Below are 16,891 nucleotides of genomic sequence, written 5' to 3' on the forward strand. Positions count from 1 at the left end.
AGAAGCCGAATTTACATTTGGAAAGGACCTTTCCTTGCGATAGGGTTACTTTGAGGGAAATCGTCGTGCAGGCGGTCATCGAGATGACGACCGGCGGCCTTTTTGCCGATCCTGTCGATCGTCTGACGAAATGTGTTCGGCCCCAGTGAGTTCCAGCGACCGTTGTAGTCGAAGAATCCGCTGGCGATATTGCGCCGGTCCCGATCGATGAGGTCGTTGCCAGCGCAACTGTATCCTGGTGCCCACTCGCCCCATTGCTTGAAGTGGAAAGCGACGCCGGCGTCGTCGCGCTGGTCGCGCAGGGAGCGCGCCCAGGACGGATGCATTGGGCGCGCTCCGCGGCCACTTTCTCCGCCAACGAAAACGCCGTCGATCATCGGTGGCGCCTGCAACTGCCCCGGCTTACCCCACGGACCGATCCAGTCGTAGAGGCTTACTTCTCCGAGCAACGGCTCCATCGATAGAAACCGGATGCTGGCAGGGGCGTCAATGAGTTTGGGAATGTCGCGATTTGCTTCGTCCTGGTTGACAAATGTCGCGCCGAGCCACACGTTCTCAGGCGTCCCATCGGGAAACATCGCTTTCAACATAGGCCCTGCGTTGCCGATACGTTTGGTAAGCAGTAGCCATATGAGATGGGGGGTGCTCCGGATGAGTTCGGCGAAACGTTTCCGTTCTCCTTCCGGTGCGGCATTATCAATCGGGTCGCATACGCTCGGGAAAACCTTCCTGTAACGGCCGGCTCCGGCGGCGTCGGCGTTCCATCGCAGCGGCTTTTTCCAGTGCGTCTCGCTGTAGGTCCGTCGCGGCGCGCCGGGGCCCCAGTTGCTTCCGCTACGCAGCCATCGGTTCATCGCCTCCGCGTAGCAGTGATCGCAGCCCGGGCCTACCTTCTGGCAGCCCTCCCACGGACTCCACGTGCTGTCCGTCCATTCAATCGCGGTGCTTGTGCCCATGTCCGGTAATCCTCAGGCCGTTTCGAAATCAGGACGTGAAGCTGCGAGGGTGCCGCAGCGCCGGGCGCGTGCTTCGAGACCATCAAGCCATCTTAGATGCGCCTCGTCGTTCGCAGCGTCGTGAAGGGAGGGAGCGATCATATGGTCCAGCGCGCACGCGGTGACGTTTATCCTGGCAAACGTCCGGTCGTCAGGAACAATCCAGAAATACCAGCGCTGGACGAAATACCACCACGTCTTCGCCCGCTCAAGTTCGCCCCACGTGGCTGTGAAATCGAGCACCGATCCGACGGCGCTGAAGAAGACGCAGCGTACGCCATCCTCATGCAGAGAGGCCACGACCACCTGTCGTCCGCTGGAAATGGATTGCGGATCGTGCGATGCGCAGCCGAGCGCCGGAAATCGCCCGACCCAGTCCAGGGAGCGCGATGTCGCGCGGTCCAGAAAGAACGACTTGCCTTGCATACGAACTCCGATGTTATGTCGCCCGCTCAGGGACGGGGATGAATTGAGTGTGCGCGTCTCATTCGGAAGTCAAGTGAGCGGGGCACACGCTTGCGGCTACCGATGTTTGTTTGCGGGCGGGAGCCGGACGGCTTCGAGCACCTCGCGATCGACGTTCCATTCGACGACCGGGATCTGCCGCGCCGAGCGCAGAGCGCGCTTCTGTTCCTTGCGAGCTTCGTAATGCTCGATACCGTTCATCCCGTAGACCTCAACGTGAGTGTCGATGGGCGTGTCACGCAACACGAAGTCGGGCAGCATGTCGTCGCCGTCGTTCAGACGAACCGGTTTTTGAAAATCCCGGCCCTCCGCGACCAGCCGGTTGGCCATAGCAACCTCTGGCATGGAGTCGCATGGCAGGAAAGCGCGGGAGCACAGCATGGCCGCGAGATCGACGAGCTTCAGGTGACCCTTTGGTGTGCGCTCAACGAGAAGGAGGGCAATGACCCGCGCCGCGCGATCGCCAAGCGCACGCCACGCGTGCGGATACGTCCGCGCCGCGTGATCGACCAGGGTTGTGCTGGCGTAGTACTTACGTGCGCTTTGTCGGAGGCTCAATGCGTGCCCATACTGAGTGGGCGAAACTTCGTTGATCTCGCCGATGACCAGTCCTCGCTTCGTCCTCCCATTGTTGACGTCCAGGCGACTGATAAAGGCGTCGAATTCAGCGTTTATTGCCGCACGATCGGCTTCGTCAAACCGGCGCATGATGTGCAGAACATCCTGTGCGTTGGCGCCATTGATAAGCGCGGTTCCGACCTCGGCGAGGAGCTGAGCAGTGCATTGCCCCCAATGACGGGATGTCGTCGTGCCTGTCCACTGGTTGAGGCCAGCTTCGGCCCATAGCGTCTGCAGGAATGCGAGCAAGCTGGCCGAGCGGCGGGTCGTGCGGTTAGACGGCGTCGCCGGCGAGCCGCGTGACCCGATAGTCGCTTCGCGCAGAATAAGCGAGGCGTCGAGTTTGACATTCAGCCCGGCGGGCGTCGCGAGTATTGCTGCCTTCGCGTCAGAGCCGCTCACAGGCTTTGTGATGTCGGGGTCCTTAAAAAATGCGCAGCCTCGCTTATGCCGGTGACCGTCGTCCGGCCACCCGGCCAGATGGAGCAGAGAGCCGTAACGGCGAATCACGAGCTGGAGAGGCGGGGATTGGGTCGCGCACTCACAGGTGGCATAGCCGGGTGTGACCTTTGCGCGCTCAAGGCGCCTCACGTACCGGGCAGGGTTTTCCTGCACGTCGGTCAGCGGGAATGTGCCGCCGTCGAAACTCACGTTGACCATAATGGACCGCCATAGAAAATGGCCGCAACGGCGGCCATGGCTTTGAATGGGATATGGGACAGGGCTAAGTCACCGGCTCGAACGGCTTTTCCCGGAGGCGCGCAGATCTTCGGAGATTTGCTGCAGCCATCTGCTCGAGCCGTCGCGCGTTCTGCCCAATGTGAACGAGTGGTGCGCTTCCTCGGTTGGCTGGTACTCGCGGCCCGTAGATCTGTCCGTCAGAAACCAGTTACCGTTCGACAGTCGGAGCACGTGGCAGCCGGGGTAGCGCTGCTCCATTGCGACTTGTTCCCTGTGTTCACGACGCATGCGAATCTCTTCTCGAAGCGAGTGCAGTCGCCCGAGCCCCAGCAGTGTTCCTGCGACACCCGCGATAACAACCGCGATAACAGCGGTGGGCGCCCACGATGACCAGTGCAGGGCAGATGCCAGAGCGCTCAGAGCGCGCCACGCGGCGGTCAGAAGTAGGAGACAACCGACGATCGGCACGATGACGAATTCAACGAACATGGACGCCTCACGCTGGCTGGACACGGCCGACCGTGCGGGTCGCAGGACTGAAATACAGCTTGCCTTCGCTGGCGCAATTGATCTTGAGTCGAATGCGACGGTGAACAGCGCTGCGAAAGACGTTCGCAAGCCCAAGGTCAACGCCGAAGCTGAAGCTGGTTGCGATGACGAACATGAATACTATCTGCGTGGCAACCAGAATCTGGGTCGCAGCACGCGCGAGGTCTGCCGGCTGCAGACGGACGATCATGGACATCGTAGTCTGGAAGGTAGCGGGGGAAATCCACGCTGAGACCACGCAGATCCAGAAAAGCATCAGCGGCACCAATATGAGTGCGGCAAGCGTGCCGCGACCTGCGAAGCCAATGATGTTCGCGAACTGGGCCGCGTAGTTTCGAGGATCACGAAGTGAGTCAAGCTTCAGCGAAATGGCGTCGATCGACGCGATCGAGCCGACCTGCGCACCGTTAATATAAACAGCAAGAAACGCATCGGGGTCTGTCGCGTTCAGGCTCGCGACGAGCTTGCGAACCGCGTGGCGCCGCGACATCTCAGCGAAGATGCCGGCCAGGACGGCAACAACCACGGGTTGAATGACTCCGTCAGCGCTGCAGATCGGGACAAGAAATGCAAAAACCAATGCTGAAACGGTTGCGACGAATGCCGCGCTGCCGGCTGAGTTCACAGGGTAGTTAGCGTTTGCCATAGGGTATCCAGTGGTCTGTGTCTGATTGGGTGTGAGGAAAGGACCGCGCGCTCACACGATGACTTCAACGTCGGTGTCCGGCCCTCGCCAGAACGAGCCGTTGAAGTCGTCCAGCACGATTACCGTCCCGGAGATCCGGTCATGGCGAGTGACGAAGCCTTCGCGGAGCCGCGCGTTCCCAGCGGGGTAGCGCACGCGTCGCCTCCATAGTGGCGTGACCACCTTCGGCTGGGATGAGGATTGCGGCATTGGGTTGGGCTCGGGATTCATGTCCGCGCGCGCGGGTGTAAGTCATTCTGCTGCCGCAGGCGCAGGCGGCGGAAAGCAAAAGACTCCACGTTTGCCGTAGCTTTCCGGTACCGGTACTGGTACCGGTCGCGGAAGCCTGCCGCATACTCCGACTCTCATTCCGTCGCGCGAAGCGGATGCAGCGTCAGCTTGTACTGGTCCCGCAGAGCCATGGTTATGGAGTCGCCGGTCGTGACCTTTACCGTCTTGCTGTCGCTCCAGCCGTGCGAAAGTGGGCGCTGTGTAGCGAAACCGTCGTGCTGAATCGTCTGCATGCCGTCTAACGTCTCGCGATTCACCCATGCGGTCAGCGACACCGTCTCGGGAGTTGCATCGTCGAGAGCAAGCTGTAGCGTATTGCCGATATCGACCGTGTCGACGTCGCACTTTGGCTCGTTACTGACGAGGCCCGAGTCCGGGCGGCAGGACGCGACGTAACTCACACGCACATAGCTTGTCATCATCTGGACGGGATTGCGTCGCGAAAGCGTTGTACGTCCCGTTTCCACTACCTCGCCGGTCGGGCCAGCCAGCCGGTACTCGAGCGTGTAGGAGGTCGGCGCTACGTCGGCGGCCAGGGCGGCGCTCGCGCCAGAAAAGAGAGAAGCAGTCATAGAACAGGCGAGGAGGGTCTTGATCATTTGGGGTTTTCCTATAAGTAAGCATCAGGGCAATCGCGCCCACACCGATTCTGTAGCGATTTCAGGGAAGTCAAGCGCCCGACAGGGACAGAGATCCACGCGTCTTTGCGGTGCATCGCCACCGCTTTCCGGTTTCCGTCCCGGGCTGAAAGCTATATGGTTTTCTGGAGCTTTTGCGGTTAAGACCGTGAGCCGGCTCACGGGGGCGTCGCTCCTGCACGCGTTAGAGGTGGACTGTTCGCATCGCCCTATGGGCGGGGCGAGAAGGGGTCGTAGGGCCAGGTAATCCACAGAGTTATCAAACGAATCTGTGGATATCTTCGCTCTGATTCGTGCGCGATTGCGGGCGAAAGGCACGCCAAAGTCGTGCTCATTCGAGCGTGCATGGCAGGCTCGACCCGATACCATCGTTGCATCTCTCGCGTCCCTGACGCATCGACCACCCGCCTGCGACAAGCCGGCGGTCTTCATTTACCCCGACGGGCTCCACACCCGTTGCGGGCGTGCTCCCATCCAATCGTAGGAGCTCGCATGAATCGCCAACGTCTTTTCTCTTTCGGACTGATGGTCTGGCAGACGCATGGTCTTTCTCATGACCAACTGCTGCGGATCGTTGGCGCGAAAAAGCGTTACTCGCCACAGTTCCGCGCGGCAGCGCTACGCCATCTGGTCGCTGCCGCTCCGGTTTCGATCACCGGGGGCCGTCCTTTCGCCGAGCGGCGCCGTCGCGTGCGCGCTCATTACCGCGTCTAGCCAGCAGTATTCACTCACCCAACGGGGCCACCCCGTTGGGGATGTGCCCCGGATTACCTATGGAATCCGGCATGTTTAACCACTTTATCCAGACCTTTATCGACGCCCAGACTGCTGCATGGCGTCACTACAGTGCAGTCGCCGCAACTGAAAAACGCCTCTTTAGCGATAGTCACGACCCCGCCGTGCGCGTGCCAGCTACCACCCAGGTGGTCGACGAGCTACGGCGCACGTACGAGACGCTGGCCATGCGCATTATCTTCAAGGCTCGCGACGAATTTACGGTCGGGGCGAAGCGGCCGGTGATCCATCGTGCAACGATCTTCGAGGCAGCCGGCTTCGATATCGAGCGCTCGCTTGCGCTGGGCGAGGTCCCCGACTTCGACTGGCTGTATGCGGTTCTCCGCGCGAGACTCGGCGCGGGGGAGTGTTCGCTGTGAGCCGAAAATCTGCGCAACGCAAACACGACCTGACTGCCGATTCCGCGCAAAAGGAACTCGTCAAACTCATCCAGTCGTTTTCTCACTGTCACCGTCTTCACGCGGTGTTCTCCGACTTCGTGGAACTGAGCGCGCTCGCGATCAGCAACAGTGTCGATCGCGCGCAGTTCGAAACGCGAGAGAAACGCTACCTCGACATCGTTGGAAAGTACAAGCGGGACGAAGTTGACCGGTTCCCGCAGATGCTCGGTCTGCTTGTCGAGTCGTTTGAACAGCGCGTCGCGGTGCTCGGCAAGCAAACGTCCGACGGCCTGCCTGTTAGCGGTGGACTGACGGACGTCCTTGGCGAAACCTACATGATGCTGGGGCTCGGCAATGACCGGACGGGGCAGTTCTTCACGCCTTTCAGCGTGTCCCGGATGATGTCGATGATGGTGATGGGAGACGTTGGTGCGGAGGTTGCGCGCCGCGGATTTATCCGGGTGAATGAACCGGCCTGTGGTGCGGGCGGCATGGTAATCGCGGCCGCAGACTCGCTGCTCGCTGCTGGCACGAACTATCAGCAAGCGATGCACGCAACATGCATAGATATTGATGCCTGCTGCGTGCATATGACATACGTCCAGTTGTCGCTACTGCATGTACCTGCAACGGTCGTGCACGGCAACGCGCTGTCGATGGAGGTGTGGGGCACCTGGTACACGCCGGCACACATTCTCGGCGGCTGGACGTTCAAACTGCGGCGGCGACTCGAAGCGGATCTGCTTCGCGAGGCTGTTGCTCCCGAACGGCAACCCGTGGCGGAAGCCGCAGGGACGCACAAGATTGAGGCGGAGGCCGCTTTCGCGGCTGAAGCTGAGACGTCGGACGTGGCGGTGCTGGAACGCGATCTGGTGACCGCCGTGGTTGAGCGAAGCGCGGGCGATCGAATGTCGCTAGCCGACCTTTTCGAGCAGTCGCTGGCGAGCGGTACGCGAGAGCGCACCGTGTTCGACACGATCGACCAGTTGACCCTCTTCTGAGAGCAAGGCCCACCCGATAACGGTGGGCCTTTTTTTTCGAAAGCGGGGCGGAATTCTCAATCTTTTCGGTCTGGACGCGGCTTCTTAAGACGTTATCTTAGCCATACCTACCGCGTCTCTGACGCATCGACCGCGCCGGCACTGCCCGGCTTTTCATCTTTGACCCCATCGGGAACCACTCCCGACCGGGGGCAGGTTCCCTCTTCGGAGAACCTGCAATGCAACAACAACTTACTGCTCCCCTCAAGCGCATCAAAATCGGTCGCAATCCCCGCACGTACTTCGATCCGAAGGCGATGTCGGAGCTGACTGAGTCGATCCGGGCACACGGCGTTGACACGCCGATCATCGTCCGTCCGGTCGTTGAGGACGATTTTGACTATGAGGTTATCGCCGGTGGCCGTCGCTATCGCGGCGCCATGGAAGCTCACGGCGAAGACTTTCCGATGCCCATCGTCGTAAAGGACGTCGACGACGTCGAAGCGCGGCGTATTGCGCTTACTGAAAACATCCAGCGCGACGACCTGTCTCCCACCGAGGAAGCCCGTGACGCTGCGGAGCTGCTCGGTCTGCAGGGCGGCGATCGCGACGTGACGGCCAAGATTCTTGGCTGGTCGCGCGCGACGCTGGATAGCCGTCTTGCGCTCCTGAACTGCTCGACGGCGGTGCTCGATGCATTGAGCGAGCGAAAGATCAATATCGCTCACGCCGAACTGCTGGCGGCACTCTCGAAAGAGAATCAGGACAAGGTCCTGCCTGTCGTTGTCGCTGAGAAGCGGTCGGCCGCTGATGTGCGCAAGCTGGTGGAATCGGCGTCGTGCGCGTTGGCTCCTGCCATCTTCGACAAGACGGACTGTGCGGGGTGCCCGCACAACTCGTCAACGCAGGCACAGATGTTTGGCGAAGCGATCGGTACGGGAAACTGTACTAACCGCACCTGCTTCAACGAGAAAACGGAGAAGCAGCTTGAAGCGACAGCGGCAGGCCTGCGCGATGAGTTCCAGACCGTTCGTATCGTGCGGGCAGGGGACAACAATACGCGCGTGCAACTGGCTGTCGACGGCACGAACGGCGTTGGTCTCGAACAGGCGAAAGCCTGTCACGGTTGCGCAAATTACGGCGCGGCAGTGAGCGGCCTCCCTGATTCGGTCGGTAAGGTTTATCGCGGCCAATGCTTCGACACCGTCTGCAACATGAAGAAGGTGGCGGCTCGCATCCAGGCTGAAAAGGCTGCAAAACAGCCGGAGAAGGCCGAAGGTGCGAAGTCGGCGCCGGCGGCGAAGAGCGCGAACAGCGCGGGCAGCAAGTCAGCCAGTGCACCGGCCTCCACCAATCCCTCGGTCACGGTCATCGCCGAGTCCGAGAAGGTGAAGGCGTATCGCGTGAAGCTCTGGCGCAAAGCGCTGCGCGTGGACATCGGCATGAATCACGAACTGGCTCGCCAGTACCTGATTGCAATCGTGCTCAGTGGCCACGCCCGTCAGATCGATGACGCGTCGTTCCGCAAGTTTTTCGAGCGGATCGCGGAGGGTGAAGCACCGCTCGCCAATCTGCCTAAAGCGATCGACGCCGTGCAGGCAACGAACGAAAGCAAGCAGGCCGACCTGATGATCGCAATGCTGTTCGCAGCGATCGAAGGGCTCGAGGTGACCAACCTCACCCAGCTTTGCAAGTCGCACAAGCTGGATCTGAAAAAGCACTGGAAGCTCGACAAGGAGTTTCTGGAGCTGATCACGAAGTCCGAAATGACCGTTCTCGCCGACGAGCTTGGCATTCGTGCCGCGCTTGGCGACAACTTCAAAAAGGTCTTCGCGAAATCCAAGCCGGAAGTCATCGAGGCGTTGCTCAAGGTCGAAGGTTTCGACTACGCGGGCAAGCTGCCGAAGGTTCTGAAGTTCTGATCTGGCGGGGCGCGTTCAGCGCCCCGTTCCCCCTCTATATGTATACGCCGCCCCGCGCGGCTTTTTTTAATTTTCTGGAGTCTCTTATGTTTCAGCAACTCGAAGCGCTTGTGCGTTCGTCCGGCAAGGTTGTCATGACCCTGCAGGCGTCCGGCGACCAGCTGGCGGTGTTTGTCGTGCCGCACGGCGCGACGGACCCGGCCTTGCGCCAGCCGCTCGTCCTCACGGCGACGGCAATTGAACTCGACGAGGGTTTCGCCAATGCACTGTTGACCTATGCGGGTTCGCACAAATCGCTCGAGGAACAGGTTGCCGTCACGGCGGCGATCCTCGACGAAGCGAAGAAGTCGCAGGTCGGCAAGGCGCAGAAGGCGTTGCAGGGCGGTTCGAAAAAGGTGCAACCCGCGCCGGCTTCGAACAGCGCGGCGGACGAAGACGAGAGCGAAGACGAAGACGAGGCGCAAGCGTCGGATTCGACTCCCGCATCGGCAACAGCCGCACCCGCATCGGCATCGGCCGAGCCGAAGGGCACGGATCTCCTGTCGCTTCTCGGTTAAGGAGATTTCCCATGTCTATCTCCATCGCCGCAGTGATCCGCGAATTTGCCTACAACGGCATGAACCTGCTCGATCCGGGCCCCGCGTTCACGCCCGACCAGGTTCGCGATCTTTACACCGCGCAGTATCCGGAACTGACGACGGCCGCCGTAGACGGGCCCGAGATCAAGGACACGGTGATGCGCTACACGTTCGTCCGCGCGGCGGGTGCAAAAGGCTCTCATGCGTAGAGACGCTTTGCTCAAGGCCCTGTCCGGTAAGGATGCGGCATTCAACCAGGAACCGCCCGAGAGGGCGGTTTTTTTATATGACGAGGAAGCCCGCTCATGCTCTTCGATCCTGCAACAACTGATTCGCACCTCGCTCTCGGCGCCGGTGGGTCGTGGCAACCGCCACGCGCTGCCGTTGCCCGACGTGGATCTGCCGTTGATTTTCTGACGCTTCCGGACGTCGCCGACGATGTTCCTGTCGAGGCGCGCGTGAAGTGGCGTGCGGACGTTTCCCTGACGGGACTCGCCAGAAAGCATTTCCTGCATGGTCCGTTGCTCGCCGCTGACGTGAGCAATCCGATTGATGCGGGGGACGCGTTCCAGCAGGCTTTTTTTGCCTGGGTGAAGCGCCAAACCGCATCGCTCAAGCGCATCACGCTAAAACCGTGTCTCTTCGACAGCCTCGCAGTGCGGGATGTTCTCCAGCACACGGGCACCGCGAACAACGACGAAGATCCTTCGTCGCTGTTCTTTACGCTGGAGTCGCCCGAGGAGTGGCTCTGTTCCTTCGGGCCAATGGTGGGCAGGTTACGCGCGGCGCACCCGTTGCTCCTGCGTACGGTCATGTCTGTCATCAATCGTGCTGCCTGGCGCACGGTCTGGCTGCGTACGCCGGACTGGTTCATGTACGAGTTCGCTTGCTGGTACTGGGAAGGCGACGAGAGCATCACCGACGCGGATGCGGAGGAGATGCTCAAGGAGCGATTCGGCGAAGACGCAGAGGCGCGAAAAGCGTATCTGCCTTCGACGGTCAAGCCAATGCTCTGTCCTGAGGATGCGGAACCGTCCGTCTTCTCGGGCGGTCGCTGGCGGCTTCGTCAGGCGTTGACCGATGACGAGCTGCTCACCCTGCGCAACAGAAGCAAAGGAACGGTTCGGCGTGTCTGCACCGAACTGCTCAGGCTTAACCGCCTGATGCACGGCACGCGCCGACGAAAGCTGTTTAACGCTTCGTATGAGACGAACCCCGTCTACGCGGGATGCGGGATTGTTTTCGATGGCAACGAGTTCATCGGCGACATCCTCGACTGTCATTTCGATAGCGAAGCCCAGAGCGGTGAGGTCACGACCTATCACGGCTTTATCGCATTGGGCGACAACGCGCGTGCGATCCGCCGGCAATACGCCGACTGGACGCTCGCGTTTTCAATCCTCAAACGTCTCGACAGCCTGCTGGCGCTCGTGACGCATATTCTTTAAGGAGTTTCCCATGACCGGTATTACGACTGGCCGCGCCAGCGCGGATGTGTCACTTCAGTCCGCGTTGCTGCTGTATGGCGCAAGGCCTGAGGAAACGGTGTTCGCCACGGCGCACCCGATCGCTCTTGTGAAAGGTCGTCCCACGATCGGCGCTGGACGGCCATTGCAACGTGACGCGCTCATTTCGGCGTTGACGAAGCTCGCGGAACACGCTGCACCGAAAGCGGAATTTCTGCCGCCAACAGTGCTGGGGATGTCTCCCGCCGCTGTTACGTGGTGGTGCCCGCCGGCATTACGTAGGGTGTTCTTCAAGTGCGCGACGCTTGGCGAACGCTCGGCGATCGTGCCGCATCCCGGCCTGGTGTTTCAGGCGTCGAACGTCGGTTTTCGCGTCTTCGCAGTCGCGGACGCAGATCGGCCCACCGCCGGAACAAAGCTGTTCGAGCCGCCTTATTTCAACACCTGGGACAACGGCGGTATCTGCATTGGGACTGCACGTGTTCCAAAGCGCGTCGACGTCGCGTCGATTCCCCGCTGGGAAGCGGGTTTCTTTGAGTCGGCATTCACCCATCCAAACGCAGGCGGCAAGCGCGTGAGCTATACGGATGGTGAATACGCCTTCTGGCGCGACATGCTCGACGGCAAGTTCGGCGAAGCGTTCCCGATGGAGTGTCTTGTGCCAACGAAGTTTGCAGCGCTGGCGCTGGTGAATGGTCGGGTTGGGGGTGTGGCATGAATGCACTCGATACGGTTCTGCAGAAGTCATTCCCGTCCGTTATGGTGCCGCGCAGTGAGGCGGTGGAACCCATGACTACAGACGGTGAACGGCTGCTGACTGCCGCCAACGGTATCTGGCTCGAAGTGCAGCGGCCGTGGATTCGTGTGGTTCGCCGCATCGCGCGGTATGACGTGGCCACCGCGATTCCTTACGGGGAGATCGCCGAATCGACGGAACTGCTGTGCGGCGCCATACCCGCGGAGCACGTCGCTGCTTTCTACCGGATGGCGCACGCTGCGCTGCCCAATGAAGCGGGGGCGTGGATCGTCTGGAATCGGCACACCGGTCAGTTTCGCACGGTGTCGCTGCCTTCGTTGTCGCATGGTCCGGGTCATCTCAGGTACGAGCGACCCTTGCTGGATGAAGGCGAAAGCGTTGTGGTGGACTGCCATTCGCATGGTTCGGGCGACGCATTTTTCTCTCGCACGGACAACGATGATGACCGGCATGACGTGAAGCTCGCGCTCGTGCTCGGTAATTGTGATCGTTCGCCGTCGACGGCATTCCGTCTGTGTGTGAAGGGGATTTTCGAGAAGCAGGGCGGAATTCCCGGAACGTGGCACGTGGCGTTGAAAGCGGAGGTGACGGCATGAACACCGCCATCAGACACTGCATCCCTCAACACATGCTCACGCAGGCCTGGCGGGTGGTCGTCGTGGGGGCGGGTGGCACCGGTAGCGCATTGCTACCAAGCCTCGCGCGCCTGCATCACGCAATGATCGAGCTCGGACACCCCGGCGGAATCGAATGCACGGTGTACGACGATGACACGGTCAGCGAAACGAATGTCGGCCGGCAGGGGTTTTATCCGAACGACGTTGGCCAGTACAAGGCGCTGCTGCTTGTGAACCGGCTCAACAACCTGATGGGCACGCGCTGGGTGGCCGAAGCACGCCGTGTTGATTCGAATGTCCGCCTTCAGGCGGACCTCGTGATCGGTTGCGTCGACACCCGGCGCGCGCGCCACGCGATTGTGCAGTCTGCAAAGCGTGGATCGTGCCGCTATTACCTCGACTGCGGCAATGAGACGGATCGCGGCCAGGTCATTCTCGGCGAGTTCGGAAAGGCACGGCATGACAGGCTGCCCCATGTGGGCGATCTGTTTCCGGACCTGCTGAATGCGAAGAATGATAAAGGTGATGATATGCCTTCCTGTTCGATGGCCGACGCGCTGCGCAAGCAGTCGCTGGTCATCAATCAGGCGATCTCGGTGCAGGCGTTCAATCTGTTGTGGACGCTGTTTCGCACCGGGTCGCTCGACTGGTCGGCGGTATTCGTGAACCTCACAACGGGGCGAACGAACCCGGTTGCCACTGATCCTGCTGCATGGGCTCGCTTCGGGTACGAAGCGCCGAAGCTGGCGGAGAAGAAGGCTCGCAGGAGCCGGAAAAAATCCGCCGTAATCTGATATGCCGCTTCCTTCGGGAAGCGGCTTTTTTTTAACCGGAGAATCATGAAACAAGCGATTGTTGATTGCCTGTCGCAGCACGGGTGGGCCAAGGACCGGATTGTGGACGCGTTCAGCAAGACGTTCGAGACCGTTGTCGCGCCGAAGCGGGCCAGCATCTGGCTAAGATTCGAGCGCGAGTGTGATCGCTGGTGGCTCACCGACGGCGAATTCACCAGCGCGGGCGAGAATGTATTGGCGGGTAGCTTTGCGATATTCCCCAGCGGCATGCCTCATATCGAGATCGAGGCCACTGTCGCGGCGCTCGTTGCGGGTATGGAAGGCAGCATTGCTGGGGCGTATTCGGTCCGGCTGCTTGGCCAACGCGCGCGGGAGGGATCGCCGGATGCATTCGGCCACCGAGGCTGAATTTCCGCTGTTTGCGTTGTACCAGTGCATCGGAAGCCCAAAAACGTGTTGTTTGGGCGACGCTCTACTGAACTTATGACGACGAGCGCCGTTCCCTCCGGGGAATGGCGTTTTTTTTCGTCCGCTCAATCCCGCTGTCCGATCGCGTAGTCTCAGAAGGCGAACGCGGCTTGCGTCGTGACTGCACCTGCTACGTCGTCGCGTGGGCGCGTTGCTGGTTGTGTGGAGCTACGCGCGGCGATTAGTTCGTCACACCGCTGTACGACCGAGTCGGCCGTCCCGTGCCCGATGTCAATGCCGACGAGTTTCGCGACGCGGGTGCGAACGCTTGCGAGCAGCACTGCCTCGTCGTAGGTTGTCCTTTCCGCCACTAACGCCGATCGCGGCGACCGCGTTTTGATCGAGCAGCGCATTAACCCTCCGGTGTGGTGGTCACAAAGCGCGCGAGCCCGGCAACCGTTTTATGCAGCGAGCGGTGCAGTGTCGACAGGGTAATGATCTGGGATGACATGGCGGCTAGAAGTGGACTTGATGATCCATCTTCGTAGCCGCCAGAAAAAGTCAAGGCGTCGGCGCCGGGTACCCCCAATCGGTGAAAGCGAGGCTGGATCCACGAGGTTTCCAGGCTTCGGCGGCTCAGATGTGCCCTAGGCTCACCCTATCACCCGCGCTTCTGCGCATCGAAAGAACACTCCAGCTTGCTGGGGTGCTCGAACCTTTGACCGGCAATGTCGGTCCTCCACGACGGTTCAAACCCGTCTGCCTACCCTGTTGGGAGCCATCCCAACGGGACCGGCTCCTTTTTTTTCTGGAGCCGCACCATGTTGCAGCAAGTCACTTTCTCGCCGGAACTCGTCAAGGCTTTGGCAATCTCTGCCAGTCCCCTCAAGGTTTCGGAGAAGTGGGGTTTCCGCGAAAACCAACGTGTCGTCGCGCAAGCCATTGCGAAATTGCCGATCCAGACTTACTCGGCCACGATTCTGTATGTCTGGGAAGATGGAACAGCAACCGTGAAATTCGATCACCAGATCCCTTTTGATACCGAGCGTGAGCTCGTCCAAAGCGGTCGCGTCGACCTGCATTACCTCACCCGCATTTCGTCGTAACCGCGTCTGTCCGATGCGTCAGGTGAAACCACCTGTCGCACTCATCCAATCCTTTTGGGAGCCAATCCCAACGGGAACCGGCTCCCGTTTTCTGTGGAGCTGTTCCATGTCGAATCGTAAACACACGGCCACGGCCGTTTCGTCCAAGTTCGTTCTGATCGTCGCCGCCGCTCTCGCTCTAACGGGCTGCGCACTGGTCATTTTCGGCTGCGCGTTCGAAGCGCAGAGTCAACTCGATCTGCTGCGCGCATCCGGACCGGCTGCTCTCGATACCTATCTGGCGCATGTCGGTTCGCATCAATTGTCATTCGCTGCGCTCATGGTTGAGTCCGTTACCGGACACGGCTACGCGTACAGCGCGTTCATACAAGGCGTCGGCCTCTGGTTTGTCTTCGTTCTCGCACCGCTCTCGGTCGTGCTGCTCACCGCAGCGCGCTGGTTTGCTGTTCGCGAACGGAGCACGAGCCTTCGCCCTGCTATGGCTCACTGAACCAAACACCTTTTTTTCCCGTCAGGGCGACCTCCCTGACGGGACGGTTGCCCCAATCTCGTTGAGGCAATCAAATGTTCAAGATCATCGTCAGTCTCGTTCTCGCTTCCATGCTTTCCGCTTGCGCAGGTATCGACTTCGGTTCGCCGAATACGTACCAGCGGTATGACGTTCAGCACGCGGGCTCCCTTGAACAGGGAACGGTTCTCCGCACTCGCGCAATCACGATCGAAGCCAGCCAGGACAACTCCGGGCTGACGTCGCTCATCAGCGCGGGTGTCGGTGCTTTCCTTGGCTCACGCACGATTGGCAACGGCACCGGTCGCTACATTGCCGGCGCCTTGTCCGGAGCCGCATCCGGCTTCATCACGCAGAAGGTTTCGCAGGTGCTGTCGCATCACGCAGGTCTTGAAATCATCGTGCACACGAGCACAGGGCGCGATGTGGTTGTGGCTCAACCCGACGATCAGCAGTTCGCGCCGGGCGATCACGTTCTCCTCATTTCCACCAACTCGGGCCTGCGCGTTACGCACTGACCTGGCTTCCTTCCTGTACGCGCCGGTATACGCCGGCCTGTCTTTTCATCGCGAGGTGTTCCCGAAAGGGCACCTCGCATTTTTTTTTGAGGTCCGTATGTTGAGAGTTCCCAAGGTGTTCTATGCCGATCGCCGCAGTTCGGGAGCGGCGTCGGACGCCGCAATAACTGACCACGCGACGCGGATGTTGCGCCGGGTAGCGCGAGATCTTCGTCTGCGTCCGCACGATCACGAGATCGTCACCGAACCGGCGCGTCACGGCCGCGGCTGCCGCGTCACGCTGCGCACGCCGGCGGTCATGCTGGAGGTCGCTGACATACCGAAGCGACAGAGGGTGGCTGTGTCGTTTCGCACCCGTCGAGGTCGCTCAGGCATGTCGGGCGGTGTGGACAACGCGGTGCCCTTCGAGCAGTTGTCGTCCCGTGAAGGCTACGATGCCTTGCTTTCGGGCCTGCGGCTGGCCGCTGGTCTTGATGGCGAACGCCGATAGGTGATGTCGATGGAAATTGTCGAGATCACTGTCGAATACCCATCGGGCATGGTCGTGACCGATCAGGCGACTTTTTCCCGAGAGCTTGGGCAAGTAATTCCGTCCGAGCGCCTTGCTTCTCTCTTACGCGAATTGGGCGCAACCGAGGCACCGCCGGTTGTAAGTGCTCTGATCGACGATCTGGATGCGCCGCTCGATCATCGCGTGGACGGTAGTTTCTCGGTCAGTGTTCCGGTCGCGAACGTCGATCGAAAGCGGTCATTCATACCGCTCGGGCAGGCGTGGAGCAAGGATCAGAGGCAGCAGTTCGGTCGCTTCTGCCACGCGCTCACCGTCGCTTCGCTAGTGAGTTTCGTTGGATATTGGCACTCGACCAGCGATTGGACGTGGGGCGCTGTTCTCAACGAGGCAGCGCTCGCGGCGATCATTGTGCTAACCTTTACTGAGGGCATGGATTCCATGAACGGAGAATGACTATGGGCTTCGGTGTAGTTGCGCTAATCCTGACGATTGCGATTTGTGCGTATGGCAAGCACATGAGCGACCTCGGCCGAAAGGCGGATCGCGAACGTCGGCATCCGCGCGTTCCCCGCTGATTGTGACGCGGACCGGCTTTAACCGGTCCGTCTTTTCTTGAAAGGCTGCACCTT

At 60.5% G+C, this 16,891-nt stretch carries 24 protein-coding genes; 17 read left to right on the forward strand and 7 right to left on the reverse strand.

Going from position 1 to position 16,891, the window contains the following annotated elements:
* Positions 1–11 precede the first annotated feature (11 nt).
* From B0G80_RS44010 to B0G80_RS44040, 7 genes are all read right to left on the reverse strand, one after another.
* The gene (locus B0G80_RS44010; protein WP_116124005.1) at positions 12–956 is read right to left on the reverse strand and encodes a phage Gp37/Gp68 family protein; all 945 of its coding nucleotides are present in this window, start codon (positions 954–956) and stop codon (positions 12–14) included.
* Between the two features lie 12 nt (positions 957–968).
* Positions 969–1,421: a hypothetical protein gene (locus B0G80_RS44015; protein WP_116124006.1), complete on the reverse strand. Its 453-nt coding sequence runs from the start codon at positions 1,419–1,421 to the stop codon at positions 969–971.
* A gap of 96 nt (positions 1,422–1,517) precedes the next feature.
* Positions 1,518–2,738, reverse strand: coding sequence for a DUF1173 family protein (locus B0G80_RS44020; RefSeq protein WP_116124007.1), 1,221 nt, complete (start codon positions 2,736–2,738; stop codon positions 1,518–1,520).
* 69 nt (positions 2,739–2,807) lie between these two features.
* Positions 2,808–3,248 (reverse strand): hypothetical protein, encoded by a 441-nt coding sequence (locus B0G80_RS44025; RefSeq protein WP_116124008.1) that lies wholly within the window; start codon positions 3,246–3,248, stop codon positions 2,808–2,810.
* A 7-nt stretch (positions 3,249–3,255) separates the two neighbouring features.
* Positions 3,256–3,954, reverse strand: a complete 699-nt coding sequence (locus B0G80_RS44030; protein WP_116124009.1) for a hypothetical protein — start codon at positions 3,952–3,954, stop codon at positions 3,256–3,258.
* 51 nt (positions 3,955–4,005) lie between these two features.
* The gene (locus tag B0G80_RS44035) at positions 4,006–4,149 is read right to left on the reverse strand and encodes a hypothetical protein (protein ID WP_258875824.1); all 144 of its coding nucleotides are present in this window, start codon (positions 4,147–4,149) and stop codon (positions 4,006–4,008) included.
* Between the two features lie 209 nt (positions 4,150–4,358).
* Positions 4,359–4,883, reverse strand: a complete 525-nt coding sequence (locus B0G80_RS44040) for a hypothetical protein (RefSeq protein ID WP_116124011.1) — start codon at positions 4,881–4,883, stop codon at positions 4,359–4,361.
* Positions 4,884–5,414: 531 nt separating this feature from the next.
* Between B0G80_RS44040 and B0G80_RS44045 the strand changes: the two genes are divergently transcribed.
* The 17 genes from B0G80_RS44045 (at position 5,415) to B0G80_RS44125 (ending at position 16,715) form a co-directional block, all read left to right on the forward strand.
* Positions 5,415–5,636, forward strand: a complete 222-nt coding sequence (locus B0G80_RS44045; protein ID WP_116124012.1) for a hypothetical protein — start codon at positions 5,415–5,417, stop codon at positions 5,634–5,636.
* A gap of 59 nt (positions 5,637–5,695) precedes the next feature.
* Entirely contained in the window at positions 5,696–6,076 is a 381-nt protein-coding gene (locus B0G80_RS44050) for a hypothetical protein (RefSeq protein WP_147310009.1), read from the forward strand.
* Positions 6,073–7,098, forward strand: coding sequence for an N-6 DNA methylase (locus tag B0G80_RS44055; protein WP_116124160.1), 1,026 nt, complete (start codon positions 6,073–6,075; stop codon positions 7,096–7,098). The genes B0G80_RS44050 and B0G80_RS44055 overlap by 4 nt, the downstream gene beginning before the upstream one ends.
* Positions 7,099–7,316: 218 nt before the next feature.
* On the forward strand, positions 7,317–8,999 hold the full coding sequence (locus tag B0G80_RS44060) for a PRTRC system ParB family protein (protein WP_116124014.1): 1,683 nt from the start codon (positions 7,317–7,319) through the stop codon (positions 8,997–8,999).
* Between the two features lie 86 nt (positions 9,000–9,085).
* Positions 9,086–9,556, forward strand: a complete 471-nt coding sequence (locus B0G80_RS44065; RefSeq protein ID WP_116124015.1) for a PRTRC system protein E — start codon at positions 9,086–9,088, stop codon at positions 9,554–9,556.
* 11 nt (positions 9,557–9,567) lie between these two features.
* The gene (locus tag B0G80_RS44070) at positions 9,568–9,786 is read left to right on the forward strand and encodes a PRTRC system protein C (RefSeq protein ID WP_116124016.1); all 219 of its coding nucleotides are present in this window, start codon (positions 9,568–9,570) and stop codon (positions 9,784–9,786) included.
* Between the two features lie 7 nt (positions 9,787–9,793).
* The gene (locus tag B0G80_RS47690) at positions 9,794–9,994 is read left to right on the forward strand and encodes a hypothetical protein (RefSeq protein ID WP_258875825.1); all 201 of its coding nucleotides are present in this window, start codon (positions 9,794–9,796) and stop codon (positions 9,992–9,994) included.
* A 41-nt stretch (positions 9,995–10,035) separates the two neighbouring features.
* Entirely contained in the window at positions 10,036–11,025 is a 990-nt protein-coding gene (locus B0G80_RS44075) for a PRTRC system protein F (protein WP_258879280.1), read from the forward strand.
* Between the two features lie 10 nt (positions 11,026–11,035).
* Positions 11,036–11,761 carry a PRTRC system protein B gene (locus tag B0G80_RS44080; protein ID WP_116124018.1) on the forward strand — a complete coding sequence of 242 codons (726 nt, stop codon included), beginning with the start codon at positions 11,036–11,038 and terminating at the stop codon, positions 11,759–11,761.
* Complete coding sequence (locus B0G80_RS44085; protein WP_116124019.1) at positions 11,758–12,396, forward strand: PRTRC system protein A; 639 nt, start codon at positions 11,758–11,760, stop codon at positions 12,394–12,396. The genes B0G80_RS44080 and B0G80_RS44085 overlap by 4 nt, the downstream gene beginning before the upstream one ends.
* Positions 12,393–13,211 carry a PRTRC system ThiF family protein gene (locus B0G80_RS44090; RefSeq protein ID WP_116124020.1) on the forward strand — a complete coding sequence of 273 codons (819 nt, stop codon included), beginning with the start codon at positions 12,393–12,395 and terminating at the stop codon, positions 13,209–13,211. The genes B0G80_RS44085 and B0G80_RS44090 overlap by 4 nt, the downstream gene beginning before the upstream one ends.
* A gap of 45 nt (positions 13,212–13,256) precedes the next feature.
* Positions 13,257–13,619 (forward strand): hypothetical protein, encoded by a 363-nt coding sequence (locus B0G80_RS44095; protein WP_116124021.1) that lies wholly within the window; start codon positions 13,257–13,259, stop codon positions 13,617–13,619.
* Between the two features lie 821 nt (positions 13,620–14,440).
* A complete protein-coding gene (locus B0G80_RS44105; protein ID WP_116124023.1) occupies positions 14,441–14,725 on the forward strand; it encodes a hypothetical protein in 285 nt (94 codons plus the stop codon).
* Between the two features lie 106 nt (positions 14,726–14,831).
* Positions 14,832–15,215 carry a hypothetical protein gene (locus tag B0G80_RS44110; RefSeq protein WP_116124024.1) on the forward strand — a complete coding sequence of 128 codons (384 nt, stop codon included), beginning with the start codon at positions 14,832–14,834 and terminating at the stop codon, positions 15,213–15,215.
* 74 nt (positions 15,216–15,289) lie between these two features.
* On the forward strand, positions 15,290–15,751 hold the full coding sequence (locus B0G80_RS44115) for a glycine zipper 2TM domain-containing protein (protein WP_114158354.1): 462 nt from the start codon (positions 15,290–15,292) through the stop codon (positions 15,749–15,751).
* Positions 15,752–15,848: 97 nt separating this feature from the next.
* On the forward strand, positions 15,849–16,241 hold the full coding sequence (locus B0G80_RS44120) for a hypothetical protein (RefSeq protein ID WP_116124025.1): 393 nt from the start codon (positions 15,849–15,851) through the stop codon (positions 16,239–16,241).
* A 9-nt stretch (positions 16,242–16,250) separates the two neighbouring features.
* Positions 16,251–16,715 carry a hypothetical protein gene (locus B0G80_RS44125; RefSeq protein ID WP_116124161.1) on the forward strand — a complete coding sequence of 155 codons (465 nt, stop codon included), beginning with the start codon at positions 16,251–16,253 and terminating at the stop codon, positions 16,713–16,715.
* Positions 16,716–16,891: the final 176 nt, after the last annotated feature.

Origin of the sequence: Paraburkholderia sp. BL6669N2, from assembly GCF_003387275.1 — a bacterium.
Taxonomy (GTDB): domain Bacteria; phylum Pseudomonadota; class Gammaproteobacteria; order Burkholderiales; family Burkholderiaceae; genus Paraburkholderia.